Genomic DNA, 26,568 nt, shown 5'->3' with positions numbered 1-26,568 from the left:
TGGGAAAGTTGTCATGAGCATTAGCGAAACGTCGGCGGGTCCGGTCATCGAGGCCCGCGGCGTCGAGTTCGCCTACGGTGCGTTCCCCGTCCTGCGCGGCGTCGATTTGACGGTCGCGCCGGGCGAGGTGGCCGCCTTCACCGGCGAAAACGGCTGCGGCAAGTCGACGCTGCTGAAGATCCTGATCGGCCAGAACCGTCCGACGGCGGGCGACGTCCGGCTGTTCGGGGAGGAGACGTTCGCCGGCACCGGGGCGCCGAACCGGCGCAGCCTGAGCGGCATCGGCTACGTCCCCCAGACGAACGTCGTCAACAAGATTTCGTTCCCGATCACCTCCCGGGAGCTCGTTGTCCAGGGACTGGCCCGCGACTTCGGTTTCGTCAAGATTCCGCGCCGCCGCCACTACGAACGCGCCGACGAACTGCTCGACCACATGGGCCTGGGCGAGTATGCGCGCGTGCCCTTCGGCGAGCTGTCCGGCGGGTTGCAGCAGCGCGTCCTCATCGCCCGTGCTCTCGTCGACGATCCGGGGCTCCTCGTCCTGGATGAGCCCACGGTGGGCGTCGACAAGCAAAGCCTGGCCGGATTCCTCCGGCAGCTGCAGAGCCTGCGGGACGAGAACGGGCTGACCATCGTCATGGTCAGTCACGAACTGGAGACCGTGACCGGGCACATGAACGTGGACTCGGTGTACGTGATGGAGGAAGGGCTGCTGCGCCATGTTTGATTTGATCGTCGAATTCGCTTTCGTGCGCCGCACCCTCGTCGTCGGCCTGATGTTGGCCATCGCCATTCCGCTGATCGGCATCGTGATGGTCAACCGGCGGACGTCGATGATGGGCGACGCGTTGTCGCACACGTCGTTGGCGGGTGTCGCGCTGGGCCTCATCGCCGGCTTCAATCCCGTCATCGGCGCGATCGCGGTGGCGGTGCTCGGTGCGTTCGTCATCGAGGGCATCCGCAAGCGTTTTCCGCACTACGGCGACATGGCCACGGCCGTGACGCTGAGCGCGGGGCTCGGCGTGGCGGTGATCCTGTCGGATTTGGCGCCGTCGGGGCGCTCGTTCGACTCGTACCTCTTCGGTTCGATTTCGGCGGTCACCGAGGCCGATGTTTGGCTCACCGCCGTGGTGTTCGCGCTGGTCGTGGCCACGAGCGTGGTGTGTTACGGCAGTTTGCTGGACATGGTCGTCGACCCAATTTTGGCGCGTCTGGCCGGCAATCGCGTCGGAGTGGTCAACGCCGTGTTCACCGCCCTGGCCGCGATCACGGTTGCGTTGGCGGTGAAGGTCATCGGTGCGTTGCTGGTGGTGTCGCTGATGGTGTTGCCGGTGGCGACGGCGTTGATTGTCGCGCGCAGCTACGCCCAGTCGTTCTGGCTGTCGATTGCGGCGAGCGTCGTGTACACCATGACCGGCCTGGTCATCTCCTACTCCGTCGACGTCCGCCCGGGTGGTGCGATCGTGGTCACCGCTGTGTTGGGCATGGGGTTGACGGCGTTGTTCCGCAAGATCCGTCCCGCTTCACGACGGTCCGCCGTCACCGTTCCGGCGCTTGCGACGTAGCTCTCGCGAGGCAAGAGGACTGGGCGTTGGTCCGGTGCCGGTCGTGCACTGGCCCGGGGCCGGTCGGGGCACCGGTCGGGCGCTGTTCGGGCGCCGGTTCGCCGCGGGTGGCTAGGGTTGGCGCATGACCGAAATCCGCCGCCTCGTCGCCGACGTCGACACCGGCATCGACGACATGCTCGCCCTGATCTACCTCGCCGGACTGCATCGGGCGGGTGAGATCGAGCTCGCCGCCGTGACCACCACCGCCGACAATACCACCGTGTGCCAGGCGTCCCGCAATTCGCGGTGGATCCTCGATCTGTGCGGCTGTTCCGACGTGCCGGTCGCCGCGGGGTTCGGTGCGCCGCTGAAGGTGCCGTTGACCACCACCCCGGAAACCCACGGCGAGTTCGGCCTCGGATTCGCCCGCCCGCCGTCGGCCGGTGCCGCGGTGGAGGCGTGCGACGCCACCGGTGCCGCGCCGGGCGCCTGGACGATCGCGCTCGACGCCGGTCCCGCCGACCTGCTCGTCACCGGGCCGCTGACCACCGCCGCGCGGTTTCCGGAGCTGACGACGAAGTTCGGTCGGGTCACCGTCATGGGCGGGGCGGTCGACCACCCCGGCAACACCACCCCCACCGCGGAATGGAATTTCTGGGTCGACCCGGACGCGGTGGCCGAGGTGTTCGCACCGCAGCGGGATCGTGCCTCCGATTCGCCAAGCCCCTCGCCTCTGACCCCTGCGCCTCTCACCCTCTGCCCCCTCGACGTCACCGAGACGATCATCGTCCGGCCGGAGGACATCGAGCGCTGGGCGATCCCGGGTGAGCTCGGCGACGTCGTGGCGCAGGCGCTGCGCTTCTACTTCGGCTTCCACCGCGGCCAGGGCATCGGCTACCTCGCCCAGGTCCACGACCTTTTCGCGGCGATGGTCGCCTGCGGGACCGTGGAAACGACCACCGAGACCATGACCCTCCGCGCCGTCGCCGGCGACCGCGGCGCCATCGCCCGCACCGACGGCGACGGGGGTGAAGGCCGGGAGACGATCGTCGTAAAGCACGTCGACCCGGCCCACGTGCACGCCGAATTCGACCGGGTGCTGCGCCTAGGATGGATCCAGGACCGAAACCACTGAGGCGAACCGACCCCCACGCGGCAATCGACCCACGCGAAACAGGAGTTCCCATGCTGACCCCCACTTCCACCGGCACCCCGTACACCGACGGCGCGACGCGGGTGCTGCTGCTGGGTTCCGGCGAGCTGGGCAAGGAGGTGGCCATCGCATTCCAGCGCCTCGGCGTCGAGGTGCACGCCGCCGACCGGTACGCCCATGCGCCCGCCCAGCAGGTCGCGCACTTCTGGTACGAGCTGGACATGACCGACGCCGACGCCGTGAAGGCCCTGGTGGCGCAGGTGCGGCCGCATTTCATCGTCCCCGAGATCGAGGCCCTGGCCACCGACGCGCTGGTGGAGCTGGAGGAAGCCGGCGACGTCACCGTCATCCCCACCGCCCGTGCCGCGCAGTTGACCATGAACCGCGAGGGCATCCGCCGGCTCGCCGCCGAGGAGGTCGGGCTGCCGACGTCGCGCTACCGGTTCGCGTCGACGCGCGAGGAGTTCGTCGCCGCCGTGGAGGACATCGGGCTGCCGTGCGTGGTCAAGCCGGTGATGAGTTCGTCCGGCAAGGGCCAGTCCACGGTTCGCACCGCCTCCGACGTCGACGCCGCGTGGGATTACGCGATGAGCGGCGGCCGCGTGTCGTCGGGGCGTGTCATCGTGGAGGGGTTCGTCGACTTCGATTACGAGATCACGCTGCTCACCGTCCGCTCGATCGACCCGGCGACGGGGGAGCCGGCGACGTGGTTCTGCGAGCCGATCGGCCACCGTCAGGTCGACGGCGATTACGTCGAGTCGTGGCAGCCGATGCCGATGTCGCAGGTCGCACTGGACAACGCCCGGTCGGTGGCGGCCCGCATCACGGGTGCGCTCGGCGGCCGCGGCATTTTCGGCGTGGAGTTGTTCGTCCGCGGCGATGACGTGTGGTTCTCCGAGGTCAGCCCCCGCCCGCACGACACGGGCCTGGTGACGATGGGCACGCAGCGTTGCTCCGAGTTCGACCTCCACGCGCGGGCGATCCTGGGGTTGCCCATCGACGTGACGTTGACGTCTCCGGGCGCGTCGGCCGTGGTGTACGGCAAGTGCGACGGTCCCGCCCCGACGTATTCGGGGCTTGCCGACGCCCTGGCGGTTCCCGAGACCGACGTGCGGATCTTCGGCAAGCCCGAGGCGCACGACCGCCGCCGCATGGGCGTGGTCGTGTCCACCGCGGAGGACGTCGATTCCGCCCGGGAGAACGCGGCGCGCGCGGCCGCGGCGGTGTCGGTGTCGGTGGACTAGCGGGGCGGGGCCCTCATGGTCGGGGAGCTGCAATCGGCGTTCGGCTTGCTCAAGCCGTTGATCCCATTCGACGCAGCGCAGTTGCTGCGCGTCGAACGGGGGAGGCGTCCGAGAGAGCTTTTCCGCGTCGGGTACTCGTCGAACACCGCATGGGCCCTGGCCCACATGTTCCCCCTGAAGACGTCGGGCGGATTCACCCAGCATGTGAGTGACGACGCTCCCCTGCCTCCGACGATTTCGACCTCGGGGATCCGGAGCGGGTTCACGTCGTCGCCGCTGTTCCGGGATCATCTTTCGGAGGAGGGATACGCGGAAGGGATGACGCTGGAGTTGTTCTCGGCGTCGGCGCCGATTGGCCTTGCGCACTTTTCGAGCCGCGAGCCCCGCGCCTTCGAGGGGGCGCCCCGGCGGGCCGCGTTGGCGGTGTCGGGTTTGTTGGGGCAGTTGATCGCTTTGATGCCGGATCCCGGGGAACGGCAGTGGCCGGTGTCCGACGAGTCCGGCCTGGAGGACGAGCTGCTCGCGGACGACGACTTCGTGCGGCACCTCAGGGAGTTTCAGCGCTCGCCGTTGGCGTTCGTCGAGCACCTGTGGTGGGTGGGGGATGTCCTGGTGGAGGTCGGAATTACCCAACCCGGGCGGGTCGAGGCGCGCCCCGCGGCCGCAGATGCCGTGGCGGGTTTGTCCCGGCAGGAATTGGCGGTGCTGAGCACGTTGTGTTGTGGTGCGTCGGACGGTGAAGCGGCGCGCCGACTTCATCTGAGCGTCCGCACCATCCAGTCTCACGTGAGCTCGATGCGAAGGCGCCTCCGGGCGGAAAGCCGCCTGGAGGCCGTGGTCATCGCGTTGGGCGCGGGGTTGTATGTGCCGCACCCGGGGTGGGCGCCGCTTCGCGAAATCGCTCGCGGCCGCCCGGGAACGGTGCGTTAGGGAGTCGGGACCTTCGCGACGAGCTTGGCCGCCTCCGCGACTTCCTCGCGCTGGTGGTCGAAGAGATCGTCGACGCCCTGAGTGGAGAACAGCACGCCGAAGGGGTCCCCGAAGCCGCTGTCCTTTCCGGTTAGGGTCTCCAGGACGCCGATTCCGCAGACCGGCAGGTAGTACGGGCTGTAGCCGCCTTCCTGGACGAAGACGACCTTGCCGCCGCACACCTCGTCGGCGATGGCCATGATCTGGGCGGTCAGCGTCTTAAATCCGCTCTGCGTCACCATCTGCCGTGCCAGCGGATCCATCACGGAGGCATCGAAGCCGCTGGCGACGATGATCAGCTCCGGTTCGAAGGCCCGGAGTGCGGGGACCACGACGTCGGCCATGGCGAGTTCGTAGACGGCGTTGCCGCTGCCCGGAGGCAGGGGAATGTTGAGGGCGGCCCCCTCGCCGGCGCCTTCACCGTTGTCTTCGCGGAAGCCGGACTCGGGCGGGTAGCACTTGTTCTGGTGCAGGGAGATGGTCAGGACCGAGGGGTCTTCCCACCAGATGTCCTGGGTGCCGTTTCCGTGGTGGACGTCCCAGTCGACGATCGCGACCCGGTTGAGCCCGAGCTTTTCCTTGGCGTACGCGGCGGCGACGGAGGCGTTGTTGAAAAGGCAGAAGCCCATTCCGCGGGCGCGTTCCGCGTGGTGTCCGGGCGGGTTGATGAGCGCGTAGGCGGTGTCGACGGTGCCGTCGACGACGGCTTCGGTGGCGGCGATGGCGCCGCCGGCGGCGAGGAGCCCGATGTCGTATCCGCCCTTGCCGAAGGGGGTGGCGCCGTCGCCGGCATCCCCGCCCTTGGGGTTGTCCGACTGGGTTTTGATGGATTCGACGTGCTTCGCGTCGTGCACGCGGAGCAGGTCGGCTTCTTCCGCGGGGCGGGCCTCGAGGGTGGTGAGGTGGGTGCGCAGGGGCGAGACCTGGACGGCTTCGTGGAAGCGGCGTTTGGTGTCCGGGTGGGCCACGTGGTGGCCGATGGGCTGGAGTCCGACGGCGGGGTCCGCGGGCGTGAAACCTCCGCTGCCGGTGTCGACCCATCCGTAGAGGGCGTCCCAGAGGTATCCGACGTTTCGTGCCATGGTGATGCTCCTTCGATGTTGCTTCCGATGGCAAAAACAACCGTAGGAGTGGCGGCCCGTTGGCGGATACCGCAAAAACACTGAATCCCAGTCTTCCCGCCCTGCGGCGGTGTCGGTGTCGGTGGATTAGCGGAGGGGTGCCCCCGCTTTGCGGCGGTCCGCGTGGACGGCGGGCCGTCGTCAAGCAAAAAAAGGGGGCGGGGTAAAAAAGGGGCCCGGCACGAGGCCGGGCGAAAAACCTACGCGTTCGGCGTCACCGGGGGCTCGGCCGACCACGGGAAGACGATCCACTCGTCGGTGCGGCGCCAGGCGTAGTCGGGCTTCACCACGGAGGCGGACTTCTCGTAGAGCACGGCGGAACGGACCTCTGCGCCCGGCTCGGACAGGATGTCGAGCACCAGCTTCAGGGTGCGGCCCGAATCGGCGACGTCGTCGACGACGAGAAGACGGCGGTTGGCGATCGACTCGACGTCGAGGAGCGGCTCCAGGAGGATCGGATCCGGCAGGGTCTCGTGGACGTCGGTGTAGAACTCCACGTTGATCGCGTCGGACAGCTTCACCCCCAGCGCGTAACTCAGGGCGCCCGCCGCGACCAGGCCGCCGCGGGCGATGGCGATGATGACCTCCGGCTCGTAGCCGTCATCGGCGATGGTCTGCGCCAGTTCGCGCGAGGCGTCGCCGAACCCCTCCCAGGTGAGGATTTCCTTCTGCTGAAGATCCGTTGAATCCGCATGGTAAGCCATGAACCAACTTTAGCGGCCCCGGGTGCCTCGCCGCCGCCCAGCTCCCCGCGGGTGCCCTATCCGGTGACGGTGGCCACCGGGACGCCGGCGTGGCCGCGCGCGTGGCGGACCATGTCGGCCCACTCGACGATCTTCTTGCGCTCGCGTCCCTCGGCGGCGCCGGCTGCGCGTTCGGCGGCGTCCAGGGCGTACCAGCCGTCCCACGTGACGTATTCGATGCCGCGGGCGTCCAGGAAGTCGTCGACGGCGCTTTCCGACGGCTCGTCGGCCGGCGACAGCACCCCGTTTTCCCAGTCGGCCAGGAGATTGGCGACGACTTCGTTGGCGTCGCCCTTGGTGTTGCCGATCAGGCCGACGGGGCCGCGGCGCACCCAGCCGGTGGTGTACAGGCCGGTGCGGCCGTCGACGCGGCCGCCGTCGTTGGGGATGACGGCCCGGTCGTCGTCGAAGGGCACGCCCGGCACGGCGTCGGAACGGTAGCCGACGGCGCGGTAGACGGCGCCGACCGGCCAGTCGGTGAACTTTCCGGTGCCGCGGACGCCGCCCTCGCCGTCGAGTTCGGTGCGCTCGGTGCGGATGGCGGTGACCTTGCCGTCCTCGCCGAGCAGCTCGACGGGGGATTCGAAGAAGTGGATGTGGAGCTTGTGGGGCGCGCCCTTCGGCTCGCGGATGGCGTAGTTCTCGATGATCGAGCACACCTGGTCGACGATCTTCGAGTCGCGGCGGGACTGCTCCGAGGCGGCGTCGTAGTCGATGTCCTCCGGGTCGATGACGACCTCGATGGTGGGGGAGTGGTCGAGTTCCTTCAGCTCCAGCGGGGTGAACTTCGCCTGGGCGGGGCCGCGGCGGCCGAAGACGTGGATCGTGCGGGCGGCGTTGGCGGACAGGCCGTCGTGGACGTTGTCGGCGATTTCGGTGGGCAGCAGCTCATCGGCGGTCTTCGCCAGGATGCGGGCGACGTCCAGGCCGACGTTGCCCACGCCGACGACGGCGACGGACTCGGCCGAGAGGTCCCACGAGCGGGCGAATTCGGGGTGCGAGTCGTAGAAGCCGACGAACTCGCCGGCGCCGTGATGGCCGTCGAGGTCGGCGCCCGGGATGTTCAGGTCGCGGTCGCCGGTGGCGCCGGTGGCGAACACGATGGCGTCGTAAAGCTTCTCCAGTTCGGCGACGGTGACGTCGCGGCCGACGTCGACGTTGCCCAGCAGCCGGACGCCGGGCTTGTCCAGGACGCGGTGCAGGCTCTTGATGATGCCCTTGATGCGCGGGTGGTCCGGGGCGACGCCGTAACGGATGAGGCCGAACGGGGCGGGCAGGCGCTCGATGACGTCGATGGACACGGGGTGGCCCGACTTCAGGAGGGCGTCGGAGGCGTAGATGCCGGCGGGGCCGGAGCCGATGACGGCGACGCGCAGCGGGCGGGAGTCGATGTTGGGAATGGTCATGGCTCCCGATGATCCGGGTTGCGGCGGAAAATCCCGGGGTTCGATTCACGGTGACACGAACCCGACATCGAACAGACCGGCCTGTCTAGTGTTCGGGCCATGGAAAGAATCGTTCTGTTCGTCTTGATCGGCCTCGGGGCCCAGCTCGTCGACGGCACGCTGGGCATGGCCTTCGGCGTGACGGCGACGACTCTGTTCATCCTGTCCGGCACCGGCGCGGCCACCGCCTCGGCGGTCGTGCACGTGGTCGAGGTCGGCACGACGCTGGCTTCGGGTGCGTCGCACTGGCGATTCGGCAACGTCGACTGGGGCCGCGCACTGCGGCTCGGCGTGCCGGGCGCGATCGGGGCGTTCCTTGGAGCGACCTTCCTGTCCAGCCTCGACGGAGACGCCGCCAAGCCCGTCACCTCGACGATCCTGCTGGCCCTGGGTCTGTGGGTGCTCGTTCGATTCGCTTTCCTGCCGCCGCGCCGCAACGCCGCCGCCGCGTCGTGGGGCCTGTCCAAGCTGGGGCCGTTGGGCCTGGCCGGCGGCCTGCTCGACGCCACCGGCGGCGGTGGCTGGGGGCCGGTGACCACGTCGACGATGCTCAGCGCCGGGGCGGACCAGCCGCGCAAGATCATCGGCACCGTCTCCGCCGCGGAGTTCCTGGTCACCGTCGCCGCGACGCTCGGCTTCCTGCCGTTGCTGCGCGAGGAATTCGCCGAGCACACCCTGCCCATCCTGGGCCTTCTGGTCGGCGGCGTGCTCGCCGCGCCCATCGCCGCGTTCCTCGTCGGCCGCATCAATCCGCGGACGCTGGGCATCGTCATCGGCGGCGTGCTGGTGCTGCTGAACTTGCGGACCCTGTTCGGCACGGTCACGCCGCTGCTGCTCGGGTGGGTCGCGGTCGTCGCCGTGATCCTCGTCTGGTCGCGCAGCCACGACACGCTGCCCTGGCTGCGCCACCGGGTCACGCTCGATCCGGTCGAGGAAAAGGGCGATGCGGGCGAAGGCGAGCCGGCGAAGACCGGTGCGGCACGGGCCGGGCGGTGACTGTCCGGCTCCTGAAAATCTGAACCGCCCGAGCGCTAAAAGACCGATCAGTCTAGAAAATCCAGCCCCCATGTGACGGCGTCATGTTCCGGCGCCGCACTCATTTAAAACACCGCAATCCCTCAAACACCGCACTCATTTAGGCAACGAGGAATTCACCCATGACCACCGCAACGAAAACCACCCGCCGCCCGAAGGTGAAGAAGCCGCAGGGCCAGTGGCTCATCGACGGCCGCGAACCGCTCAACGACGACGAGCGCATCAAGCAGGAGGACGCCGGCCTGGCGGTCCAGCAGCGCGTGCGCGACATTTACGCCAAGGAGGGCTTCGATTCGATCCCGGCGGAGGACCTGGCTCCGCGTTTCAAGTGGATCGGCCTGTACACCCAGCGCAAGCAGGATCTGGGCGGCGAGCACACGGGCGTGAAGACCAACGCCGAGCTGCAGGACAAGTACTTCATGCTGCGCATCCGCCTCGACGGCGGCCAGACGACGACGGCGGGTCTGCGGGCGATCGGCGAGATTTCCCGTGATTTCGCGCGTGACACGGCGGATTTTTCCGACCGGCAGAACGTGCAGTTGCATTGGATCCGCATCGAGGACATGCCGGAGATCTGGGATCGTCTGGAGGCCGTGGGCCTGGACACGCACTTCGGGTGCGGCGACGTGCCGCGCGTGATCCTGGGTTCCCCGGTGGCGGGCGTGGCGGCCGACGAGATCATCGACGGCACTCCGGCGATTCGCCGCATCAAGGACGAGTACCTGTCCACCGACGAGTTCAACAATCTGCCGCGCAAGTTCAAGTCGGCGGTGTCGGGCAGCCCGCGCCTGGACGTCACGCATGAGGTGCAGGACGTCGCGTTCGTCGGCGTGAACCACCCGGAGCTCGGGCCCGGTTTCGACGTGTGGGTCGGCGGCGGCCTGTCGACGAACCCGATGCTGGGTCAGCGTTTGGGCGCGTGGGTGCCGCTGGAGCGGGTGCCGGAGGTGTGGGCGGGTGTCGCGCGCATTTTCCGCGATTACGGTTACCGCCGGCTGCGCACGCGGGCGCGTCTGAAGTTCCTGGTCGCCGAGTGGGGCATCGAGAAGTTCCGTCAGGTGCTGGAGGACGACTACCTGGGTTATTCGCTTGACGACGGCCCCGCCCCGGAGCCGTGGGAGCGTGATCGCGACCATGTCGGCGTGCACGAGCAGAAGGACGGGAAGTTCTACGTGGGCGTCAAGCCGGCGGTGGGCCGGGTGCCGGGGTCGGATCTGGTGAAGTTGGCGGATCTGGCGGAGAAGTACGGCGTGGGCCGGGTGCGCACGACGGTGATGAAGGAGCTGGTGTTCCTCGACGTCGAGCGCGATCAGGTGGATGCCTTCGTCGCGGAGCTCGATGAGCTGGGGTTGTCGGCGAATCCGTCCGCTTTCCGACGGGGCATCATCTCGTGCACCGGCCTGGAGTTCTGCAAGTTGGCGCTGGTGACCACCCGCACTCGGGCGATCGATTTGGTCGGTGAGCTGGAGGAGCGCATCGGTGATCTGGACGTGCCCATCGGCATCTCCCTCAACGGTTGCCCGAACGCGTGCGCCCGCACGCAGATCGCGGACATCGGCCTGAAGGGGCAGATCGTCACCGACGAGGACGGCAATCGGGTCGAGGGGTTCCAGGTGCACCTGGGCGGTGCGCTGGGCCTCGACGCGAACTTCGGCCGCAAGCTGCGCGGCCACAAGGTCACGTCGGCGGAACTCGGCGACTACATCGAGCGCGTCATCGTCAATTACAAGGAGCAGCGCACCGAAGGCGAGCAGTTCCGCCACTGGGTCGCCCGCGCGGCGGAGGAGGACCTGAAGTGAGCGGCGAAGCGAAGTTGGGCATCTCGGGCCGGAGCGCGCACCCGAACCCGAACCGCGGTGCGGTGATGCACTGTCCGTACTGCGGAGGCGAAGAGCTCTGGCCCGACGCCGAAACCGATTACGCCTGGCAATGCCGCGAATGCTGCCGGGTGTTCACCGTCAAACTCCACGGACACGTCGAAAGGGGAGTCGCATGACCACCACCGCACCGGACACGGACGTCCTCGCCGACCCGGCCACCGCCCGCCGCCTGCTGGAACTGGCGTTGGACCACGGACCCTCGCTGGAGGGCCGCACCGCCGGCGAAATCCTCGAATGGGGCGCCGAGCACCTGCGCACCCCGCTGGCGGTGACCATGTCGATGCAGGACACGGTGCTGGCGGAACTGGCATCGCGCCACGCCCCCGACGCCGACCTGATCTTCCTGGACACCGGCTACCACTTCCCGGAGACCCTGCGGGTGGCGGCGGACGTCGACGAGCGGTACGACAACCGCCTGATCACCGTCACCCCCGCCGACGACGCGGTGCCGGAGCTGTACCGGACCGACGTGACCGCGTGCTGCCTGCAGCGCAAGGTCGAACCGCTCGGCCGCATGAAGCTGCCGTACGAGGGCTGGGTCACCGGCCTCAAGCGAGTCGACGCGCCGACGCGGGCGAAGACGCCGGTGCTGGAGATCGACAAGACCGGCCGCATCAAGCTCAACCCGCTGGCCGCCTGGACCGACGAGGACGTCGATCGGTTCATCGCCGACAACGACCTGATCATCCATCCCCTCACCAAGGCCGGTTTCCCATCCATCGGCTGCGCCCCCTGCACCGGGCGCGTCGCCCCCGGCGCCGACCCCCGCTCGGGCCGCTGGGCCGGGGCGGAGAAGACCGAATGCGGACTGCACACGTGACCCGGACCCAGACGAAGGACAACACCATGACCACGACCACCACCACGACCACCACGGCCCTCGACCCGCGCCTCGCCGAACTGGAGGCGGAATCCATCGACATCATCCGGCAGGCCGCCGGCCAGTTCGACCGTCCCGCCCTGCTGTTCTCCGGCGGCAAGGACTCGGTTCTGGTCCTCGAGCTGGCCAAGCGGGCCTTCGCGCCGGCGGGCATTCCGCTGGAGCTGCTGCACGTGGACACCGGCCACAACTTCCCCGAGGTCATCGCCTTCCGCGACAAGATCGCCGCCCAGCCGGGAATCACCCTGCGGGTGGCGAAGGTCCAGGACTGGATCGACTCCGGGGTGCTCACCGAACGCGCCGACGGCACCCGAAACCCGCTGCAGACCGTGCCGCTGGTGGAGACCATCGCCGAGCGCCGTTACGACGCCGTCCTCGGCGGCGCCCGCCGCGACGAGGAGAAGGCCCGCGCGAAGGAGCGCGTCTTCTCGGTGCGCGACTCCTTCGGCGGCTGGGACCCGCGCCGCCAGCGCCCGGAACTGTGGGGCCTGTACAACGGCCGCCACGCCGCGGGCGAGAACGTGCGCGTGTTCCCCATCTCCAACTGGACCGAGGCCGACGTGTGGGCCTACATCGAGGCCCGCGGCATCGAGCTGCCGTCGATTTACTTCGCCCACGAGCGCGAGGTGTTCAACCGGGGCGGCATGTGGCTCGCGCCGGGCGAGTGGGGCGGCCCCCGCGACGGCGAGACCGTCGAGGTCCGCACCGTCCGCTACCGCACGGTCGGCGACATGAGCTGCACCGGTGCGGTGGAGTCGACGGCGACGGAGCTGTCCGACATCCGCGCCGAGATCGCCGCGTCGACGCTGACCGAGCGCGGTGCGACCCGCGCCGACGACAAACTGTCCGAATCCTCGATGGAGGACCGCAAGAAGGAAGGCTACTTCTGATGACCACCGCACTGCGCCTGTGCACCGCCGGCTCCGTCGACGACGGAAAGTCCACGTTCGTCGGCCGGCTGCTGCACGACACGAAGAACATCCTCGCCGATCAGTACGAGGCCGTCGCCGCCACCTCCGCCGCCCGCGGCCAGGGCGCCCCGGACCTGTCGCTGCTGGTCGACGGTCTGCGCGCCGAGCGCGAGCAGGGCATCACCATCGACGTGGCGTACCGCTACTTCGCCACCGACGCACGCTCCTTCATCCTCGCGGACTGCCCGGGCCACGAGCAGTACACCCGCAACACCGTGACCGGCATGTCCACGGCGGATGCGGTCGTGGTGCTGGTCGACGCCCGCAACGGCGTCGTGAAGCAGACCAAGCGCCACGCCACCGTCGCGTCGCTGCTGGGCGTGCGGCACGTCATCGTGGCGGTGAACAAGATCGACCTGTTGGATTACTCCGAGGAGGCCTTCCGGGCCATCGAGGCCGACGTCCGCGCGCTGGCCGAGCGGTTGTCGCTTGACGACGTCCGCGTGGTGCCCGTGTCGGCTCTCGTGGGCGACAACATCGTCGACCGTTCGAAGCACACCCCCTGGTACGGCGGGCCGAGCGTGCTGGAGATCCTCGAGGACCTGGACACCGGTCAGGGGCAGGCCGGAGATTTCCGCCTGCCCATCGACTACGTCATCCGTGACGCCGCCACCGAGTACCGCGGCTACGCCGGACGCGTCGCCGCCGGGTCGGTGGCCGTGGGCGACACGGTCGGGCTGCCCGGCGGGCGCACCGCCGGCGTCAGCCGCCTGACCGTCGCCGGCGAGGACGTCGAATCGGCGACGGAGGGACAGTCCATCGCGCTGAGCCTCGACGCCGAGTTCGACCTGGCCCGCGGCGACCTCATCTCCGGGGGCGAGCGCCCGGAGGACGTCCGGCGGTTTCCCGCCGTCGCCGTGCAGCTGGCCGACGCCCCGCTGGCCGTGGGCCGCGTCGTCGAGGTGCGTTACGGTGCGGCGCTGGTCCGCGGCCGCATCGCCTCGGTGGATGCGCTCATCGACATCGAGACCGGTGAGCCGACGGGCGTGGCCGATTCGCTGTCGGCCAACGACGTCGCCGAGGTCACCGTCGAGGTGGCGCAGCCCCTGCCGGTGGAGCGCTACCGCGTCGGCGGCCGCGTGGGTGCGTTCCTGCTGGTCGAGCCGGGCACCGGCGACACTCTCACGGCGGGTCTGGTGCGGTGACCGCGCTCATTCTCGTCGCCCACGGTTCCCGGCACCCGGGCACCGAGCCGTGCCTGAACGCGTTGGCCGGGGCCATCCGGGGCCGGGTGGCCGCCGAGGAGGTGCGGGTGGCGTGGCTCGAGCTCATCGATCCGTCGCTGGGTGCGCTGTGCGACGAGTTCGCCGCCCGCGGCATCCGCGACGCCGTGATCGTGCCGCTGCTGTTCACCGAGGCGTTCCACCGCACCGTCGACTTGCCCGCGCAGGCCGCTGCGGCGCAGGAGGCCAGCGGCGTGCGCCTCGACGTCCGCGACGGCATCGGTCTCGGCGCCGGGGTGAAGAAGGCGGTCGTCCGGTCGTTCCTGGCCACCGCCGCCGACCCCCGCGACGATGTGCTCCTCGTCGCGGTCGGTTCCGGCGATCAGGCCGCCAACGACGCCGTCCACCGCGTCGCCGCCGACCTCGACGGCATGCTCCCCGGCACCGTGCGGGCGGCGTTTTCCGTCGGCTCCGGGCAGCCCTCGGCGGCATCGGCGGTCGACGGGCTCGTCGTCACGCGCAAAAGCCGGGGCACCGTCATCCTGCCCCTGTTCACCGCCCCCGGGCTGCTGTGGGACCGGGTCGTCGACCGCGCCGCCGGCCTGCCCGGCGTCACCTGCGGCGAACCGTTGGGGGAGCTGCTCGCCGACGTCGTGGTCGCGCGGTGGCTGGAAAAGGCGCCCGCCCGCGCCCACGCATAAGCGCGGACGCGGGCGGTCGGGGAGGACCGGGGAACGCCGGGCGGCTACTCGCCGCGGGAGGCCTCCACCATGTCGTCCCACTCGACGATCTTCTTGCGCTCGCGGCCCTCGGCCTCGCCCAGCTTCCGCTCGGCGGCGTCCAGGGAGTACCAGCCGTCCCAGGTCACGTACGGCAGGCCCTTGGACTCCAGGAACGCCAGCGCCTCGTCCTCGCCCGGCTTCGACGGGGTGAAGACGTTGCCGGCGTCGAAGTCCTCCAGCAGGTTCGCGACGGTCTCGTTGGCGTCGCCCTTGGTGTTGCCGATCAGGCCGACCGGGCCACGCTTGATCCAGCCCGTCGTGTACAGGCCCGTGATGTGCTCGGCACCCTCGTCGGTGCCCTCCAGCACGCGGCCGCCGTCGTTGGGGATGACGGCCTTGCGGTCGTCGAACGGAATGCCCGGCAGCGCATCCGAGCGGTAGCCCACCGCGCGGTAGACGGCGCCGACCGGCCAATCGGTGAACTCGCCCGTGCCGCGGACGCCGCCCCTGCCGTCGAGCTCCATGCGCTCGGTGCGGATGCCCGACACCTTGCCGTCCTCGCCGAGGATCTCCACCGGCGACTCGAAGAAGTGGATGTACAGCTTGTGCGGGGCGTTCTTCGGCTCGCGGATGGCGTAGTTCTCGATGATCGAGCACACCTGATCGACGATCTTCGACTCGCGGCGGTTCGACTCCGACGCCGCGTCGTAGTCGATGTCCTCGGGATTGACCACGACCTCGATGGTCGGGGACTGGTCCAGCTCCTTGAGCTCCAGCGGGGTGAACTTCGCCTGCGCCGGGCCGCGGCGGCCGAACACGTGGACCTCGCGGGCCTTGTTGGTGCGCAGGGACTCGTACACGTTGTCCGGGATCTCGGTGACGTGCAGCTCGTCACCGGTCTTGGCCAGGATGCGGGCGACGTCCAGGCCCACGTTGCCGACGCCGACGACGGCGACGGACTCGGCCGACAGGTCCCAGTCGCGCTTGAACAGCGGGTTGCCGTCGTAGAAGCCGACGAACTCGCCGGCGCCGTGGTGGCCCTCGAGATCCGCGCCGGGCACGTCCAGGTCGCGGTCGCCGACGGCGCCGGTGGCGAACACGACGGCGTCGTACAGCTCCTTCATCTCGTCGAGGGTGATGTCCTTGCCGAATTCGACGTTGGCGATGAGGCGGACCTCGGGCTTGTCCAGGACGCGGTGGAGGCTCCGGATGATGCCCTTGATGCGCGGGTGGTCCGGCGCCACGCCATAGCGGATCAGGCCGAACGGCGCGGGCATCTTCTCGTACAGGTCGATGCTGACCTCGCGCCCGGACTTCATGAGGGCATCCGAGGCGTAGACCCCGGCGGGGCCGGAACCGACGATGGCGACGCGAAGGGGACGGGACATGCTCAGTGGAACCTGCTTTTCTCGGGGAGTGATGTCCGCACCATTCTAATGGGGTCGTCCGGGAACCACCACGTTGGGTGAGGTGAACCTAACCCGGAGTGTTTTCGGGTGTGACTCTGGTCACGGGCCGGGGTCGATTCGTGCGGAGATACTAAAAATTTTGGCTTACAGGGGTACCCGCGCGCCATCGGCGATTGCGTCCGCTATGTAAGGTGACTCACAATCGCGGCAGGGAATGAATCATGACTCACTGAAATCCCGGGATTTGCGCCAGCGAATCGGAATCCGGGTCCACAGGCGTGCGCCCAGCCCGGCGCATGGGAAAGGACGCACATCGTGACCGAGAACTCGAACGCGGCGACGGCGGTGCTCGTCACCTCCGTCGATCAGGCCGGCGACCACCGTGACGTCATCGAGGCGGTGTCCGCCGCATTGGGCGGCGCCCGTCTGGTGCACGCGGTGGGCGGCCCGGGTGGTGCGACGGCCGATGAGGTCGTGGGCAACCCGGACCACGCCCTCGGTCAGATCGTCACCGCCGTCGAGGCCGAGCGGGCCTCCGGCGATCAGGCGATGGTGCTCACCGCCACCGGCAACCTCGATTTCGACGCCCGCGTCGCCGCCGTCACCGGTTCCGGCGTGGTTCTCGTCGCCGATGGGGAGGGCTGCTCCAACGATGCCGCGCTGACCCGCATCCGCATGGCCGTCGCCGAGCTGCGGGCGCGGTACGCGGTGCCGCTGGCCGTGGTGCTCACCGGGCAGGTGGGAGAGGCGCCGAAGCTGGACGTGCCGGTGGTTGCGCTTGACGACGCCGACGCGTTGGCTTCCGCCGTCTCGGCGCCGGTCGACGTGATCATGACGCCGCAGCGCTTCCAGTGGTGGCTGCTGCAGCAGGCGAAGGCGAACCGTCGTCACATCGTGCTGCCGGAGGGCGAGGATGACCGCATCCTCATCGCCGCCGACGAGCTGCTGGCCGCCGACATCTGCGACCTGACCATCCTGGGCGACCCGGAGTTCGTCCGCGACCGCGCCCGGGTGCTCGGCCTCGACCTGTCGAAGGCGACGCTGATGGATCCGACGACCTCGGAGCACCTGGAGCCTTTTGCGGAGGAGTTCGCGGAGCTGCGCAAGTCCAAGGGCCTCACGCTCGACGAGGCGCGCGAGACCATGAACGACATCTCCTACTTCGCCACGATGATGATCCACAAGGGGCTCGCCGACGGCATGGTCTCCGGTGCGGCCAACACCACGGCGCACACCATCAAGCCGTCGTTCCAGATCATCAAGACCAAGCCGGGTGCGTCGACCGTGTCGTCGCTGTTCCTCATGGTCATGGATGACCGTCTGTGGGGCTTCGCCGACTGTGCGGTGCTGCCGAAGCCGTCGCCGGACCAGCTCGGCGAGATCGCCGTGGTGTCCGCGGAAACCGCCGCGAACTTCGGCATCGAGCCGCGGGTGGCCATGATGTCCTACTCGACCGGCGAGTCCGGCACGGGCGAGGACGTCGACCGCGTCAAGGCGGGTCTGGCCAAGGCCCGGGAGCTGGATCCGGAGCTGCTGGTCGACGGCCCGCTGCAGTTCGATGCGGCGATCTCCCCCTCGACCGCGAAGAAGAAGATGCCGGACTCCGCGGTGGCGGGCAAGGCCACCGTCTTCGTCTTCCCCGATCTCGACGCCGGCAACATCGGCTACAAGATCGCCCAGCGCTGCGGCGGCGCCCTCGCCATCGGACCCATCCTCCAGGGCCTGAACAAGCCGGTCAACGACCTGTCGCGCGGCGCGACGGTCGCCGACATCGTCAACACCGTCGCCATTACCGCCATCCAGGCAGGAGGTAACTAAGCCATGTCGCGTCACGCCCTCGTAGTCAACTCGGGTTCCTCGTCCATCAAGTTCCAGCTCGTCGATCCGTCGAAGGACGCCACCGAGCCGCCGTACGTGTCGGGTCTCGTCGAGCGCATCGGCGAGGACAACGGCACCATCGTGCTGAAGGTCAACGGCGAGAAGATCGAGGTCACCGAGCCGATCTCCGACCACGCCGACGGCCTGGACAAGGCCTTCGCCCTCATGGACGACAACGACTGCGGCCCGCATTCGGTGGACATCGCCGCGGTCGGCCACCGCGTGGTCCACGGCGGCAAGCTGTTCTCCAAGCCGCAGCTGATCGACGATCAGATCATCGAGATGATCCGCGACCTCATTCCGCTGGCGCCGCTGCACAACCCGGCGAACATCGTCGGCATCGAGGAAGCCCGCGCGCTGCTGCCGGACGTGCCGCACGTCGCGGTGTTCGACACCGGCTTCTTCCACGACATGCCGCCGGCTGCGGCGCTGTACCCGCTCAACGCGGAGGTCGCCGCCGAGAATTCGGTGCGCCGCTACGGCTTCCACGGCACCAGCCACGAGTACGTGTCCGGCCAGGTTCCGGAGCTGCTGGGCAAGGAGCCGCACGAGGTCAACCAGATCACGCTGCACCTGGGCAACGGCGCGTCGTGTGCGGCGGTGCGCGGCGGCCAGGCCGTGGACACCTCCATGGGCATGACGCCGCTGGCCGGCCTGATGATGGGCACCCGCACCGGCGACATCGACCCGGGCATCATCTTCCACCTGTACCGCCAGGGCATGTCCATCGACGAGATCGACAACCTGTGCAACCGCCAGTCGGGCCTGAAGGGCGTCTCCGGCGTCAACGACTTCCGCATCCTGCAGGAGCGCATGGACGACAACGACCCGGACGCTTGGGCGGCCTACCAGATGTACGTGCACCAGCTGCGCCGCTACATCGGCTCCTACATGCTCATCCTGGGCCGCCTGGACGCCATCACGTTCACCGCCGGCGTCGGCGAAAACCACGTGGGCATCCGCAGGGACTCGATGGCGGACCTGGAGAACTTCGGCATCAAGATCGACCCGGAGCGCAACGCCGGTCCGAACGACGGCCCGCGCGTCATCTCCGCCGACGACTCCAAGGTCAAGGTTCTGGTCGTCCCCACCAACGAGGAGCTGGCCATCGCCCGCTACGCCATGGCCTACGCCGAGTAGTCGGCCCCGAAGCGGCTTCGCACTCCCGCGGCCCCGCGACTCCGCGTGGTCGCGGGGCGGATTCCAGGAGACGTGGGCAAAGCAAAAACCCGCCGGATTCGATCCGGCGGGTTTTCCTTCGTGCGGTGTCGTCCTAGTAGATGTAGACGACGTCGCCGACCTGGAGGTTCTCGAAGAAGAACTTCGCGGCGTCGTGGGGCAGGCGGACGCAGCCGGCGGACTGGACGTCCGTGGAGCCCTGGTGGAACGCGTGTCCGTTGTTGGTGAAGTACACCGCGTACGGCATCGGGGCGTTGTTGAACTCGTAGGAGATCTCGTCCTTGACCTTGCGGGTCACGGTGAAGGTGCCCTTCGGGGTCTCCTGGCCCGGCTTGCCGTGCGACATGATGGTCGGGCCGTAGAGCAGCTTGCCGTCCTGCTGCAGCCAGGTGCGGTTGCCGGCCAGGTCGACGCAGGCGCGGGCGGTCTCCGGGCACGGGGACTCCGGCGGCAGGTCGGCGGCGCGCTCCTGCGGCGCCGGGGCGGGAGCCGGGGCCGGGGCGGGAGCCGGCTGGGGCTCGGCCGGCGGCAGGAAAGGCTCCACGGCGTCGCGGATCTCGCCCGGAACCTGGGCGCGGTCCATGAAACCGTCGATGTCGGCGCGCGTCGGGGCCTGCGGCAGCGCGTCGGAGGAACCGAAGTCGGGCAGCGGCTGGGCGCCCGCGACGGACGGGGTGACGCCGAGGCCGGCGATGACCGCCAGCGGCGCGGCGGTGCGCGCCACGCGGCGGAGGCGGGAGGGCTTGCGGTGCTTTCCGGTCATGGAGCGCACTCTACTGGGCCGACGACCAACGCAAAAGCCGAGAAAACCGTGGGGGTGGGGATCAACGCCAGGTGCGCGGCCGAATCAGGTTCGCCATGTCCACCAGCCGGTACCTGTGGCGGGGGAACGGAGACGACCTGGCCAACTGCCGCAGACCCTCCTCCAGGCCGGCGCGCAGACCCGCCACGGTGAACGGAACGTCGAAAAGCTCGTTGCGGCTGGCCGCATGATCCAACCCGCTGGCGCGCAGCCAATTCAGGGCGGCGACCATGACGGCGATGCGCAACTGCTCCATCCGCGGCTCGTTCGTCGGCAGCTCCACCAGGCGACGGGCGGCGCGGCGGATGCGCGACTCCGTCAACGATTCCGGGGCGCCGGAGGTCAGCAGCAGGATGGTGGTCAACTTCGCCAGCCGGTGATGCCGCGACGCCGCCGGCACCCGGTCCAGCATGGAAATCGCCATCTCCTGCTGGCCCTCCACCGTCAACTGGCGCGCCAGGCCGAACGCGGAAGACACCGTCGACGGGTTCGTCGCCCACACCATCGCGTACAGGCGGGTGGCGTGGAACCGCATGCACACCGGATCGGCGGCGGTGGTGGTCCACGTATCCGTCAGGTGCCGCAGCATCGACTCGGGGATGTCCTCCATTTGCCGGTCCAGGTTCGCCACCGCCCGCGCCGTGACGGGATCGAGCACCTGCTGATGGGAGATCCCCGCCCGCTGTTGCAGCAGCTCCAGGGTCGCCGCCAACGCCAGCTTCGGCGCCGGCTCGCCCGGCAACATGGTCAACACGCGGTTGAAGGACTCCAGGGCGGAGTCGTAGTCGTCGAGAAGCAATTCCGTGATGCCCGCGTACCAGCCCCACCGCCAGTCCTTGCGCAGACGCGGGGGAGCCGCCCGCAAATCGTCGCGGGCCTCCTCCGTGGACCCGATGTCCAGCTGCGCGCGGACGATGGCCAGGGGAATCTCCACCGACGTGGAATTCTCCGGGTCGCGCATGGCGGCGGTGAGGGTGTCGATGAGTTCGCCGGGCTCCGTGAACGACGACGCCGACAGCAGCCGAGCCCCCGGGTCCGTCGGGTCGACCAGCGGCACCGGCAGGGCGGCGGTGATCTCCTGGGGGGTGATGATCACGTCGCGGGCGATGCCGTCGACCAGCTGATCGGTGCGGAACACCCGGTGCTTGGTGCCGTACGTCGAACGCTGCGGGGAAAACAGCGAGCCGATGTGCGGGTACTGCACGCCGTCGCGCACCGCCAGGATCTCGCGCAGCACGCCGGTGAGCTGGATGGCCATGTCGTCGGCGCTGGCAAAACGCGCATCCGGGTCCTCGTTGCAGGCGCGTAGCAGCAGCCGGTACAGCGACAGGTACCGGCGGAACATGGGTTCCTCCATCGGCGTGGGCAGGCCGGGGTCGTAGACGCCGTTGGTCGCCGGCAGGTCGGTGATCAGCGACGCCAGCGTGCGGCCGACGGTGTAGATGTCCGACGCGACCGTGGGGCCGGTGCGGCCGACCTCGGGGGCCTGGAAGCCGGGCGTGCCGTAGATGTGGCCGTAGGCGCCGATGCCGGTGACCGCGCCGACGTCGATGAGCTTGACCTGGTCTTCGGTGATGAGCACGTTGTCGGGCTTGAGGTCGTTGTAGACCACGCCTCGGGAGTGCAGGTAGTCCAGGGCCGGCAGGAGTTCCAGGACGTAGCCGATGGCGATGTCGACGGGCATGACGCCGTCGGGCTGGGCGCGCCGGCGCTGCCGCAGCGACGGGCCGCCGACGTACTCCATGACGATGAAGCCGGTCTCGCCGTCGGAGGGTTCGACGAAGTTGATGATCTTCACGATGCCCGGGTGCGTGATCTCCGCGAGGAATTCGCGTTCGGCCTGCACGACGGCGAGGTCGCGTTCGTTGGACGACGCCATCATTCCCTTGAGCACGACCCAGCGGTCGGACACGTTGTGGTCCTTGGCCAGGTAGATCCAGCCGAGGCCGCCGTGGGCGATGGGGCCGGCGATTTCGTATTGGCCGGCGACGAGGTCGCCCGACGTCAGCGTCGGGGTGGGTTTGCCGGTGGCGGCGATTTTCTCCGGCGACATGACGGCGTCGAGCGGGTCGGTCGGCGGGATGAACGGCAGCTGCACCATGCCGTCGGCGACGGTGCGGCCCTGGCGGGCGCGGCCGCGTCGGGCGCGGAAGGTGTCCAGGGCGCGGCGGTGGGATTCGGCGGACGGGTCGACGGGGGTGGTCGTTCCGCTTGACGACGAGCCGGTGGGCCAGTCGTCGTCATCGTCGTCGTCGGCGAAGGGGTCGAATGGCGTGGCGACGGTGCCGGGTTCGGAATCGTCGGCGAAGGGGTCGAAGGCGACGGCTTCGGTCGCGGGGACGGACTCGGTGGCGGGGGCGGATTCGTCGCGGTCGGTCATCGGTCCTCCTCCCGGTAGATGCCCACCGGCTGTTGGCCTCCGGGCAGGAAGGCGCCGAGCCAGGTGTCGTAGAGCTGTTGCCAGGTGCCGTCGGCGCGGATGCGTTCCATGGTCAGATTGACCTGGGCGGCCAGCGCCACGTTGCCGTCGGCGACGCCCACCGCGTAGCTTTCGGTGCTCAGGCCCCGGCGGACGATGGTGGTGCCGGGGTCCTGGTCGTTGATGCCGGCCAGGATGGTGTCGTCGGCGACCACCGCGTCGACCTGGTGCTGCTGGATGGCCACCAGGCAGTCGGACCAGCTGCGCACCAGCAGCAGCGTCGCGCCGGGGGCCTCGGCTCGGACGATTTCCTCCGGGGTGGACTCGGCGGCGACGCAGACGCGACGGTCGTTGAGGTCGGCCGCCGACGAGATCTCGTCCGTTTCGTCGACGGAACCGGATGCCGGGACCAGGATGCCCGCTCGCGCGGTGAGGTAGGGGGCGGAGAAGTCGACGACGGCCTCGCGTTCCGGAGTCAGCGACATGGTGCGGACGATCGCGTCGACGCGGCCGCTGCTCAGGGCCTCGATGCGCTCGGTGGAGTCGACGTAGCGGAATTCCACCGCGTCGGGGTCGTCGAAGATGTCGCGGGCGATTTCCTGGGCCAGGGCGACTTCGAAGCCGGCGAGTTCGCCGGTGGAGGCGTCGCGGAAGCCGAGGAGGTTCAGCGACTGGTCGACGCCGACGATGATGCGCCCGCGGTCGATGATGTCGGGCAGACGTTCTTCGACGGGGCCGGTCGCCGGGGTCGGCGACGGCGGGGTGGCCGCGCCGTCGGGCAGGTTCGCCGGGCGGGTGTCGGCCTTCTCGTAGCGGGCTTCCGGGGGCAGGGGAGTGCCGCCGGAGGCGCGTTCGATGATCTCGTTGTAGGGGTCGTCGACCAGCGGGGCCTGCGGGGTGCACGCGGTGAGCGTCAGCAGCGTCGCGGCGGCCGCGGCGCCGACCGCTCGTGCGGGGGCGGGGAAGGGGGCGCGGAATCGGCGGAGTCGCATCACAGGTACTCCATCAGGCGGTGGCGGAAGCCGAGGACGACGCAGATCGCCGCACCGAGGGACAGCAGGGTGACCAGGGCCGACAGGGCGGCGGAGGATTGGCGGGCGTCTTCGAGGCTGCGGCGAAGGTCCAGGCGGGCGTCGGAGATCGCCGACTGCAGCGCTGCGTCGAGTTCGCCGAAGGCGTCGGCCGACGAGTGCGGTTCGGCGCCTTCGACCGTCGCCGCCTCCACGGCGCCGGCGTAGTCGCCGCGGTCGAGTCGGGCGCGCATTTCGGTGTGGCCCTTGCGCCACTCCTGCAGCGATTCCTTCGCGTGCTCGGCGCCTTCGCCGGTTTGGCCGGATTCCTCGATGAGGGAGTCGATCTTCTTCGCCGCTTCTTCGAAGGCGGCGACTTCGCCGGGCTGGCGGCGGACCAGGGTCAGCGTTTCGGCGGCGCGGGCCTGCTGCGCGGTGATGCGCGCTTCGGTCAGCGTCTGCACCGGCGAGTAGGAGCCGCCGAACGTCGCCGACCCGCTCCACGACAGCATCGGCGCGAGCAGCACCGCCAGAAACGCGATGACCATCAGCGCCGTCGCCGCGGTCATGCCGGTGTTGAACAGGCGCCCGGTGCGGCGGGTCATGCGCCATTGGACGAACAGCAGCATCAGCACGGCGGCGAGCAGTCCCGACAGCGGCACCCACGGCAGGCCGGTCAGTTTCGCCCGGTCGTCGGCGACGGATTGGCTGGTGTCCTCGTACAGTGCGGCCGCGGCCGGGAGGATGTCGCTGCGCATCAGGCCGGAGGCTTCGGCCAGGTAGGCCACGCCCACGGGATGGCCCTGGCGGGCGTTGGCGCGGGCGGCTTCGACCAGGCCGGTGTACACGGGGATGAGCCGTTGCACGGTGGCGATGTGTTCCATCGACTCTCCGTCGACGTCCGTGATTCCGGCCGCCGCGCGGGTTCCGGCGAGCGTGGCCTGTGCGATGGCGTCGTCGTAACGCTGCCGCAGTTCGGGGGCGCTGTCGAGGCCGCCGCGGCTGAACGACGTGTTGGCGGAGGCGTCGGCGATGGTCAGCGCCGAGTACAGGTTCTGCGCCGCGTTGGCCTGCGGTTCCGACGCCGACGACACGGTGGCCAGCTGCTGCTGCCTGTTGCTCGCCGACTGAGACATGGACAGGCCCGCGGCGAGGATCGCGACGATGAGCACCACCGCCGCCAACGTCAGCCGACCGGGCGACGTCAGCAGGAAGGACAGGGTCCGGCGCGGCAGTTCCAGCGCCGGGGCGATGCGTTCGCCGACGATCGAACCGAACGTCGTCGTGCCGGTGCCCAGCTCGAGGTCGTCGAGGCGTTCGTCGGCGTCGCGCTGGTCCTGCGGGGAGGTCTGCGGCGGCTGAGTCGTCGACGGCGTCCACCGCGGGTCGCCGGAGGCGGGCTGCGGCGTCGATTCGGGTGTTGCGGGTGCGTCGGATGTCTTGGGTGCCGTGGCCGTTGCGGAAGCGTCGGCCGTCGCAGATGACGGGGCCGTCGATCCGAGTTCGGTGCCCCCGGGGGAGCGGCGGCCGGTGAACCTGGTTCTGCGGGGACGGCGCCGCTTGTCGGCGGCATCTGCGGCCATTGCGCGTCGCCTCCCGTCGGTGCAGATCCGGCCCCGCGAGCGTGGGGCAACTCTGGTGCAGATGTTAGTCCCGATGCCTTGTGAGGCAAACCACAGGGAGGGGGGCGTCGGCGACCGCGTACCCTGGGGCCATGCTTCACGACGGCAATGGCTGGGCCGCGGGCCCCGATGGCTCCCGATTGTGGGGGAAACTCGGCGCCGCGGGGTTGCTTCTGTTTGCCCCCGGCGGTCGGGTGCTCATGCAGTATCGCGCGGAGTGGACGTCGTGTCCGCTGACGTGGGGGGTGCCCGGCGGCGCCCGCGATTCGCATGAAACCGCCGCCGAGGCCGCGTTGCGCGAGTCGGAGGAGGAGACCGGGATCACGGCCGATCAGGTGCGGGTCCTCGGGGCCGAGGTGACCGCGGGGCCGTTCCCGGCCGATCCCGAGCGCCCCGAGCTCGCCGGCGGTTGGACGTACACGACCGTCTACGCCGTGGCCGACGGCGAGTTGGAGACGTTCCCCAATGCCGAATCGCTGGAGCTGCGGTGGGTGCCCTTCGATGAGGTCGCCGACCTGCCGTTGCTGCCGGCGTTCGCGGAGTCCTGGCCGGGAGTGCGCCGCCGGGCCGAGGAACTGCTGCGCGGGGTACCGGAGGCCACGTAGCCGCCTGGTTTCGGGTATTCGGCAATTAGGAGGGGGTCACCAGAAGTTCCGGGGATCTGCGCGGGCAACGGAGCGGACGCGGCTGCCCTGAAAGGCCCAGGATGCGCAGTTGGGATCGATAGCGTTCAAAGCCGTGGCAACGTCTTTCATGCGGTCATTGAGATTCACGCGCAGGAGGTTCTCATGATGTGAAACGCGGTTTCGTAGCTGCCGGAGCCGCTCGAGCCTCTTGCCGACGTATTCCCGGCCTTTATCGCTGGTGTAGGCGTTCGGAAACGCCTGGCAAAGCGCGTCGGTCCAAAGAGTCTTCGCCTTCGGAGTCAGGCTTGGATCTGTCGCGCCTAAAATCCGGGGCCAAAACCCGAAGGTCAATTGCGCGACGATGTCGTCGTGATTGGCGACTGCGCCGTGGCGGGGATGAGTGTGAGGGCGCTTTGCTGCTTCGCGCTTTGCATCCCGTCTGGCCCTCCTTATGGCGTCGCCGCCGAGGTCGTACAACAGCGTCGGAGTTTGTTGGTGGGCCGTCCAGTCGTGGCCTGGGTTCAAGGACCCGCACCAATTCGCAAGTGCAGCGTCGATTGCATTTCGGGTCAGGATTTCCACGTGAGACAGCTGAGCATGGACCGCGCCCGAAAGCTCGTTGTTCCATCGATAGAGTTCCTGGGCCCGATCGATGTTTCCGTGTGCTTCAGTGAGGTACGGCGCGAAGCGCGCACTTCCCAGGAATTTCTCGAGCTCTGGTTGGCCTGTCATCACTGTGGTGGTACTCTC

24 protein-coding genes are annotated in these 26,568 nt (G+C 69.2%); 15 read left to right on the top strand and 9 right to left on the bottom strand.

What is annotated here, in order from left to right; genetic code table 11:
• Window positions 1-13: 13 nt before the first annotated feature.
• The 5 genes from CFREN_RS11990 to CFREN_RS11970 all read left to right on the top strand — a co-directional run bounded on the left by CFREN_RS11990 (window position 14) and on the right by CFREN_RS11970 (window position 4,874).
• A complete protein-coding gene (locus tag CFREN_RS11990; protein WP_070523525.1) occupies window positions 14-727 on the top strand; it encodes a metal ABC transporter ATP-binding protein in 714 nt (237 codons plus the stop codon).
• Window positions 720-1,565, top strand: a complete 846-nt coding sequence (locus tag CFREN_RS11985; protein WP_209651749.1) for a metal ABC transporter permease — start codon at window positions 720-722, stop codon at window positions 1,563-1,565. The genes CFREN_RS11990 and CFREN_RS11985 overlap by 8 nt, the downstream gene beginning before the upstream one ends.
• A 124-nt stretch (window positions 1,566-1,689) precedes the next feature.
• Window positions 1,690-2,682, top strand: coding sequence for a nucleoside hydrolase (locus tag CFREN_RS11980; protein ID WP_209651751.1), 993 nt, complete (start codon window positions 1,690-1,692; stop codon window positions 2,680-2,682).
• A 50-nt stretch (window positions 2,683-2,732) separates the two neighbouring features.
• On the top strand, window positions 2,733-3,944 hold the full coding sequence (gene purT, locus CFREN_RS11975; RefSeq protein WP_209651753.1) for a formate-dependent phosphoribosylglycinamide formyltransferase: 1,212 nt from the start codon (window positions 2,733-2,735) through the stop codon (window positions 3,942-3,944).
• A 15-nt stretch (window positions 3,945-3,959) separates the two neighbouring features.
• Window positions 3,960-4,874 carry a helix-turn-helix transcriptional regulator gene (locus CFREN_RS11970; protein WP_209651756.1) on the top strand — a complete coding sequence of 305 codons (915 nt, stop codon included), beginning with the start codon at window positions 3,960-3,962 and terminating at the stop codon, window positions 4,872-4,874.
• Here CFREN_RS11970 and CFREN_RS11965 read toward each other — a convergent pair.
• The 3 genes from CFREN_RS11965 to CFREN_RS11955 all read right to left on the bottom strand — a co-directional run bounded on the left by CFREN_RS11965 (window position 4,871) and on the right by CFREN_RS11955 (window position 8,183).
• Complete coding sequence (locus tag CFREN_RS11965) at window positions 4,871-5,995, bottom strand: class II histone deacetylase (protein WP_209651758.1); 1,125 nt, start codon at window positions 5,993-5,995, stop codon at window positions 4,871-4,873. The genes CFREN_RS11970 and CFREN_RS11965 overlap by 4 nt on opposite strands.
• Window positions 5,996-6,234: 239 nt before the next feature.
• Complete coding sequence (locus CFREN_RS11960) at window positions 6,235-6,738, bottom strand: phosphoribosyltransferase (RefSeq protein WP_035122316.1); 504 nt, start codon at window positions 6,736-6,738, stop codon at window positions 6,235-6,237.
• Between the two features lie 56 nt (window positions 6,739-6,794).
• Window positions 6,795-8,183, bottom strand: a complete 1,389-nt coding sequence (locus tag CFREN_RS11955; protein ID WP_209651760.1) for an FAD-dependent oxidoreductase — start codon at window positions 8,181-8,183, stop codon at window positions 6,795-6,797.
• A gap of 99 nt (window positions 8,184-8,282) precedes the next feature.
• Between CFREN_RS11955 and CFREN_RS11950 the strand changes: the two genes are divergently transcribed.
• From CFREN_RS11950 to CFREN_RS11920, 7 genes are all read left to right on the top strand, one after another.
• Window positions 8,283-9,218, top strand: a complete 936-nt coding sequence (locus CFREN_RS11950; protein WP_209651762.1) for a sulfite exporter TauE/SafE family protein — start codon at window positions 8,283-8,285, stop codon at window positions 9,216-9,218.
• 161 nt (window positions 9,219-9,379) lie between these two features.
• On the top strand, window positions 9,380-11,056 hold the full coding sequence (locus tag CFREN_RS11945; protein ID WP_070523514.1) for a nitrite/sulfite reductase: 1,677 nt from the start codon (window positions 9,380-9,382) through the stop codon (window positions 11,054-11,056).
• Window positions 11,053-11,253, top strand: a complete 201-nt coding sequence (locus CFREN_RS11940) for a hypothetical protein (protein WP_083291696.1) — start codon at window positions 11,053-11,055, stop codon at window positions 11,251-11,253. Before CFREN_RS11945 ends, CFREN_RS11940 begins: the two co-directional genes overlap by 4 nt.
• A complete protein-coding gene (locus CFREN_RS11935; protein ID WP_244979470.1) occupies window positions 11,250-11,957 on the top strand; it encodes a phosphoadenylyl-sulfate reductase in 708 nt (235 codons plus the stop codon). The genes CFREN_RS11940 and CFREN_RS11935 overlap by 4 nt, the downstream gene beginning before the upstream one ends.
• A 26-nt stretch (window positions 11,958-11,983) precedes the next feature.
• The gene (cysD, locus tag CFREN_RS11930) at window positions 11,984-12,907 is read left to right on the top strand and encodes a sulfate adenylyltransferase subunit CysD (RefSeq protein ID WP_070523589.1); all 924 of its coding nucleotides are present in this window, start codon (window positions 11,984-11,986) and stop codon (window positions 12,905-12,907) included.
• Window positions 12,907-14,133, top strand: coding sequence for a sulfate adenylyltransferase subunit 1 (locus tag CFREN_RS11925; protein WP_209651766.1), 1,227 nt, complete (start codon window positions 12,907-12,909; stop codon window positions 14,131-14,133). Before cysD ends, CFREN_RS11925 begins: the two co-directional genes overlap by 1 nt.
• A complete protein-coding gene (locus CFREN_RS11920; RefSeq protein WP_070523507.1) occupies window positions 14,130-14,852 on the top strand; it encodes a sirohydrochlorin chelatase in 723 nt (240 codons plus the stop codon). The genes CFREN_RS11925 and CFREN_RS11920 overlap by 4 nt, the downstream gene beginning before the upstream one ends.
• A 44-nt stretch (window positions 14,853-14,896) precedes the next feature.
• On the opposite strand, the gene CFREN_RS11915 is transcribed toward CFREN_RS11920, so the two are convergent.
• Window positions 14,897-16,261 carry an FAD-dependent oxidoreductase gene (locus tag CFREN_RS11915; RefSeq protein ID WP_209651769.1) on the bottom strand — a complete coding sequence of 455 codons (1,365 nt, stop codon included), beginning with the start codon at window positions 16,259-16,261 and terminating at the stop codon, window positions 14,897-14,899.
• Window positions 16,262-16,786: 525 nt separating this feature from the next.
• Between CFREN_RS11915 and pta the strand changes: the two genes are divergently transcribed.
• A complete protein-coding gene (gene pta, locus CFREN_RS11910; RefSeq protein WP_224372208.1) occupies window positions 16,787-18,100 on the top strand; it encodes a phosphate acetyltransferase in 1,314 nt (437 codons plus the stop codon).
• A 3-nt stretch (window positions 18,101-18,103) separates the two neighbouring features.
• Entirely contained in the window at window positions 18,104-19,300 is a 1,197-nt protein-coding gene (locus CFREN_RS11905) for an acetate kinase (protein WP_070523501.1), read from the top strand.
• 133 nt (window positions 19,301-19,433) lie between these two features.
• On the opposite strand, the gene CFREN_RS11900 is transcribed toward CFREN_RS11905, so the two are convergent.
• From CFREN_RS11900 to CFREN_RS11885, 4 genes are all read right to left on the bottom strand, one after another.
• A complete protein-coding gene (locus CFREN_RS11900) occupies window positions 19,434-20,102 on the bottom strand; it encodes a L,D-transpeptidase (RefSeq protein ID WP_083291694.1) in 669 nt (222 codons plus the stop codon).
• Between the two features lie 61 nt (window positions 20,103-20,163).
• The gene (locus tag CFREN_RS11895; protein WP_209651772.1) at window positions 20,164-22,521 is read right to left on the bottom strand and encodes a serine/threonine protein kinase; all 2,358 of its coding nucleotides are present in this window, start codon (window positions 22,519-22,521) and stop codon (window positions 20,164-20,166) included.
• Entirely contained in the window at window positions 22,518-23,552 is a 1,035-nt protein-coding gene (locus CFREN_RS11890) for a glutamate ABC transporter substrate-binding protein (RefSeq protein ID WP_209651774.1), read from the bottom strand. The genes CFREN_RS11895 and CFREN_RS11890 overlap by 4 nt, the downstream gene beginning before the upstream one ends.
• On the bottom strand, window positions 23,552-25,153 hold the full coding sequence (locus CFREN_RS11885; protein WP_209651777.1) for a GlnX family signal transduction membrane protein: 1,602 nt from the start codon (window positions 25,151-25,153) through the stop codon (window positions 23,552-23,554). The genes CFREN_RS11890 and CFREN_RS11885 overlap by 1 nt, the downstream gene beginning before the upstream one ends.
• A 131-nt stretch (window positions 25,154-25,284) precedes the next feature.
• Here CFREN_RS11885 and CFREN_RS11880 point away from each other — a divergent pair, with 131 nt between their 5' ends.
• The gene (locus CFREN_RS11880; protein ID WP_209651779.1) at window positions 25,285-25,797 is read left to right on the top strand and encodes an NUDIX hydrolase; all 513 of its coding nucleotides are present in this window, start codon (window positions 25,285-25,287) and stop codon (window positions 25,795-25,797) included.
• A 36-nt stretch (window positions 25,798-25,833) separates the two neighbouring features.
• Here the strand turns inward: CFREN_RS11880 and CFREN_RS11875 are convergent, their stop codons facing one another.
• Window positions 25,834-26,550: an Abi family protein gene (locus CFREN_RS11875; RefSeq protein ID WP_209651781.1), complete on the bottom strand. Its 717-nt coding sequence runs from the start codon at window positions 26,548-26,550 to the stop codon at window positions 25,834-25,836.
• Between the last annotated feature and the right edge of the window lie 18 nt (window positions 26,551-26,568).

The sequence above is a fragment of the Corynebacterium freneyi genome, assembly GCF_030408835.1.
GTDB classification, from domain to species: Bacteria; Actinomycetota; Actinomycetes; order Mycobacteriales; family Mycobacteriaceae; genus Corynebacterium; species Corynebacterium freneyi.
The sequence above is the reverse complement of the archived record's forward strand: the minus strand, read 5'-3'. Positions and strand labels throughout refer to the sequence as shown.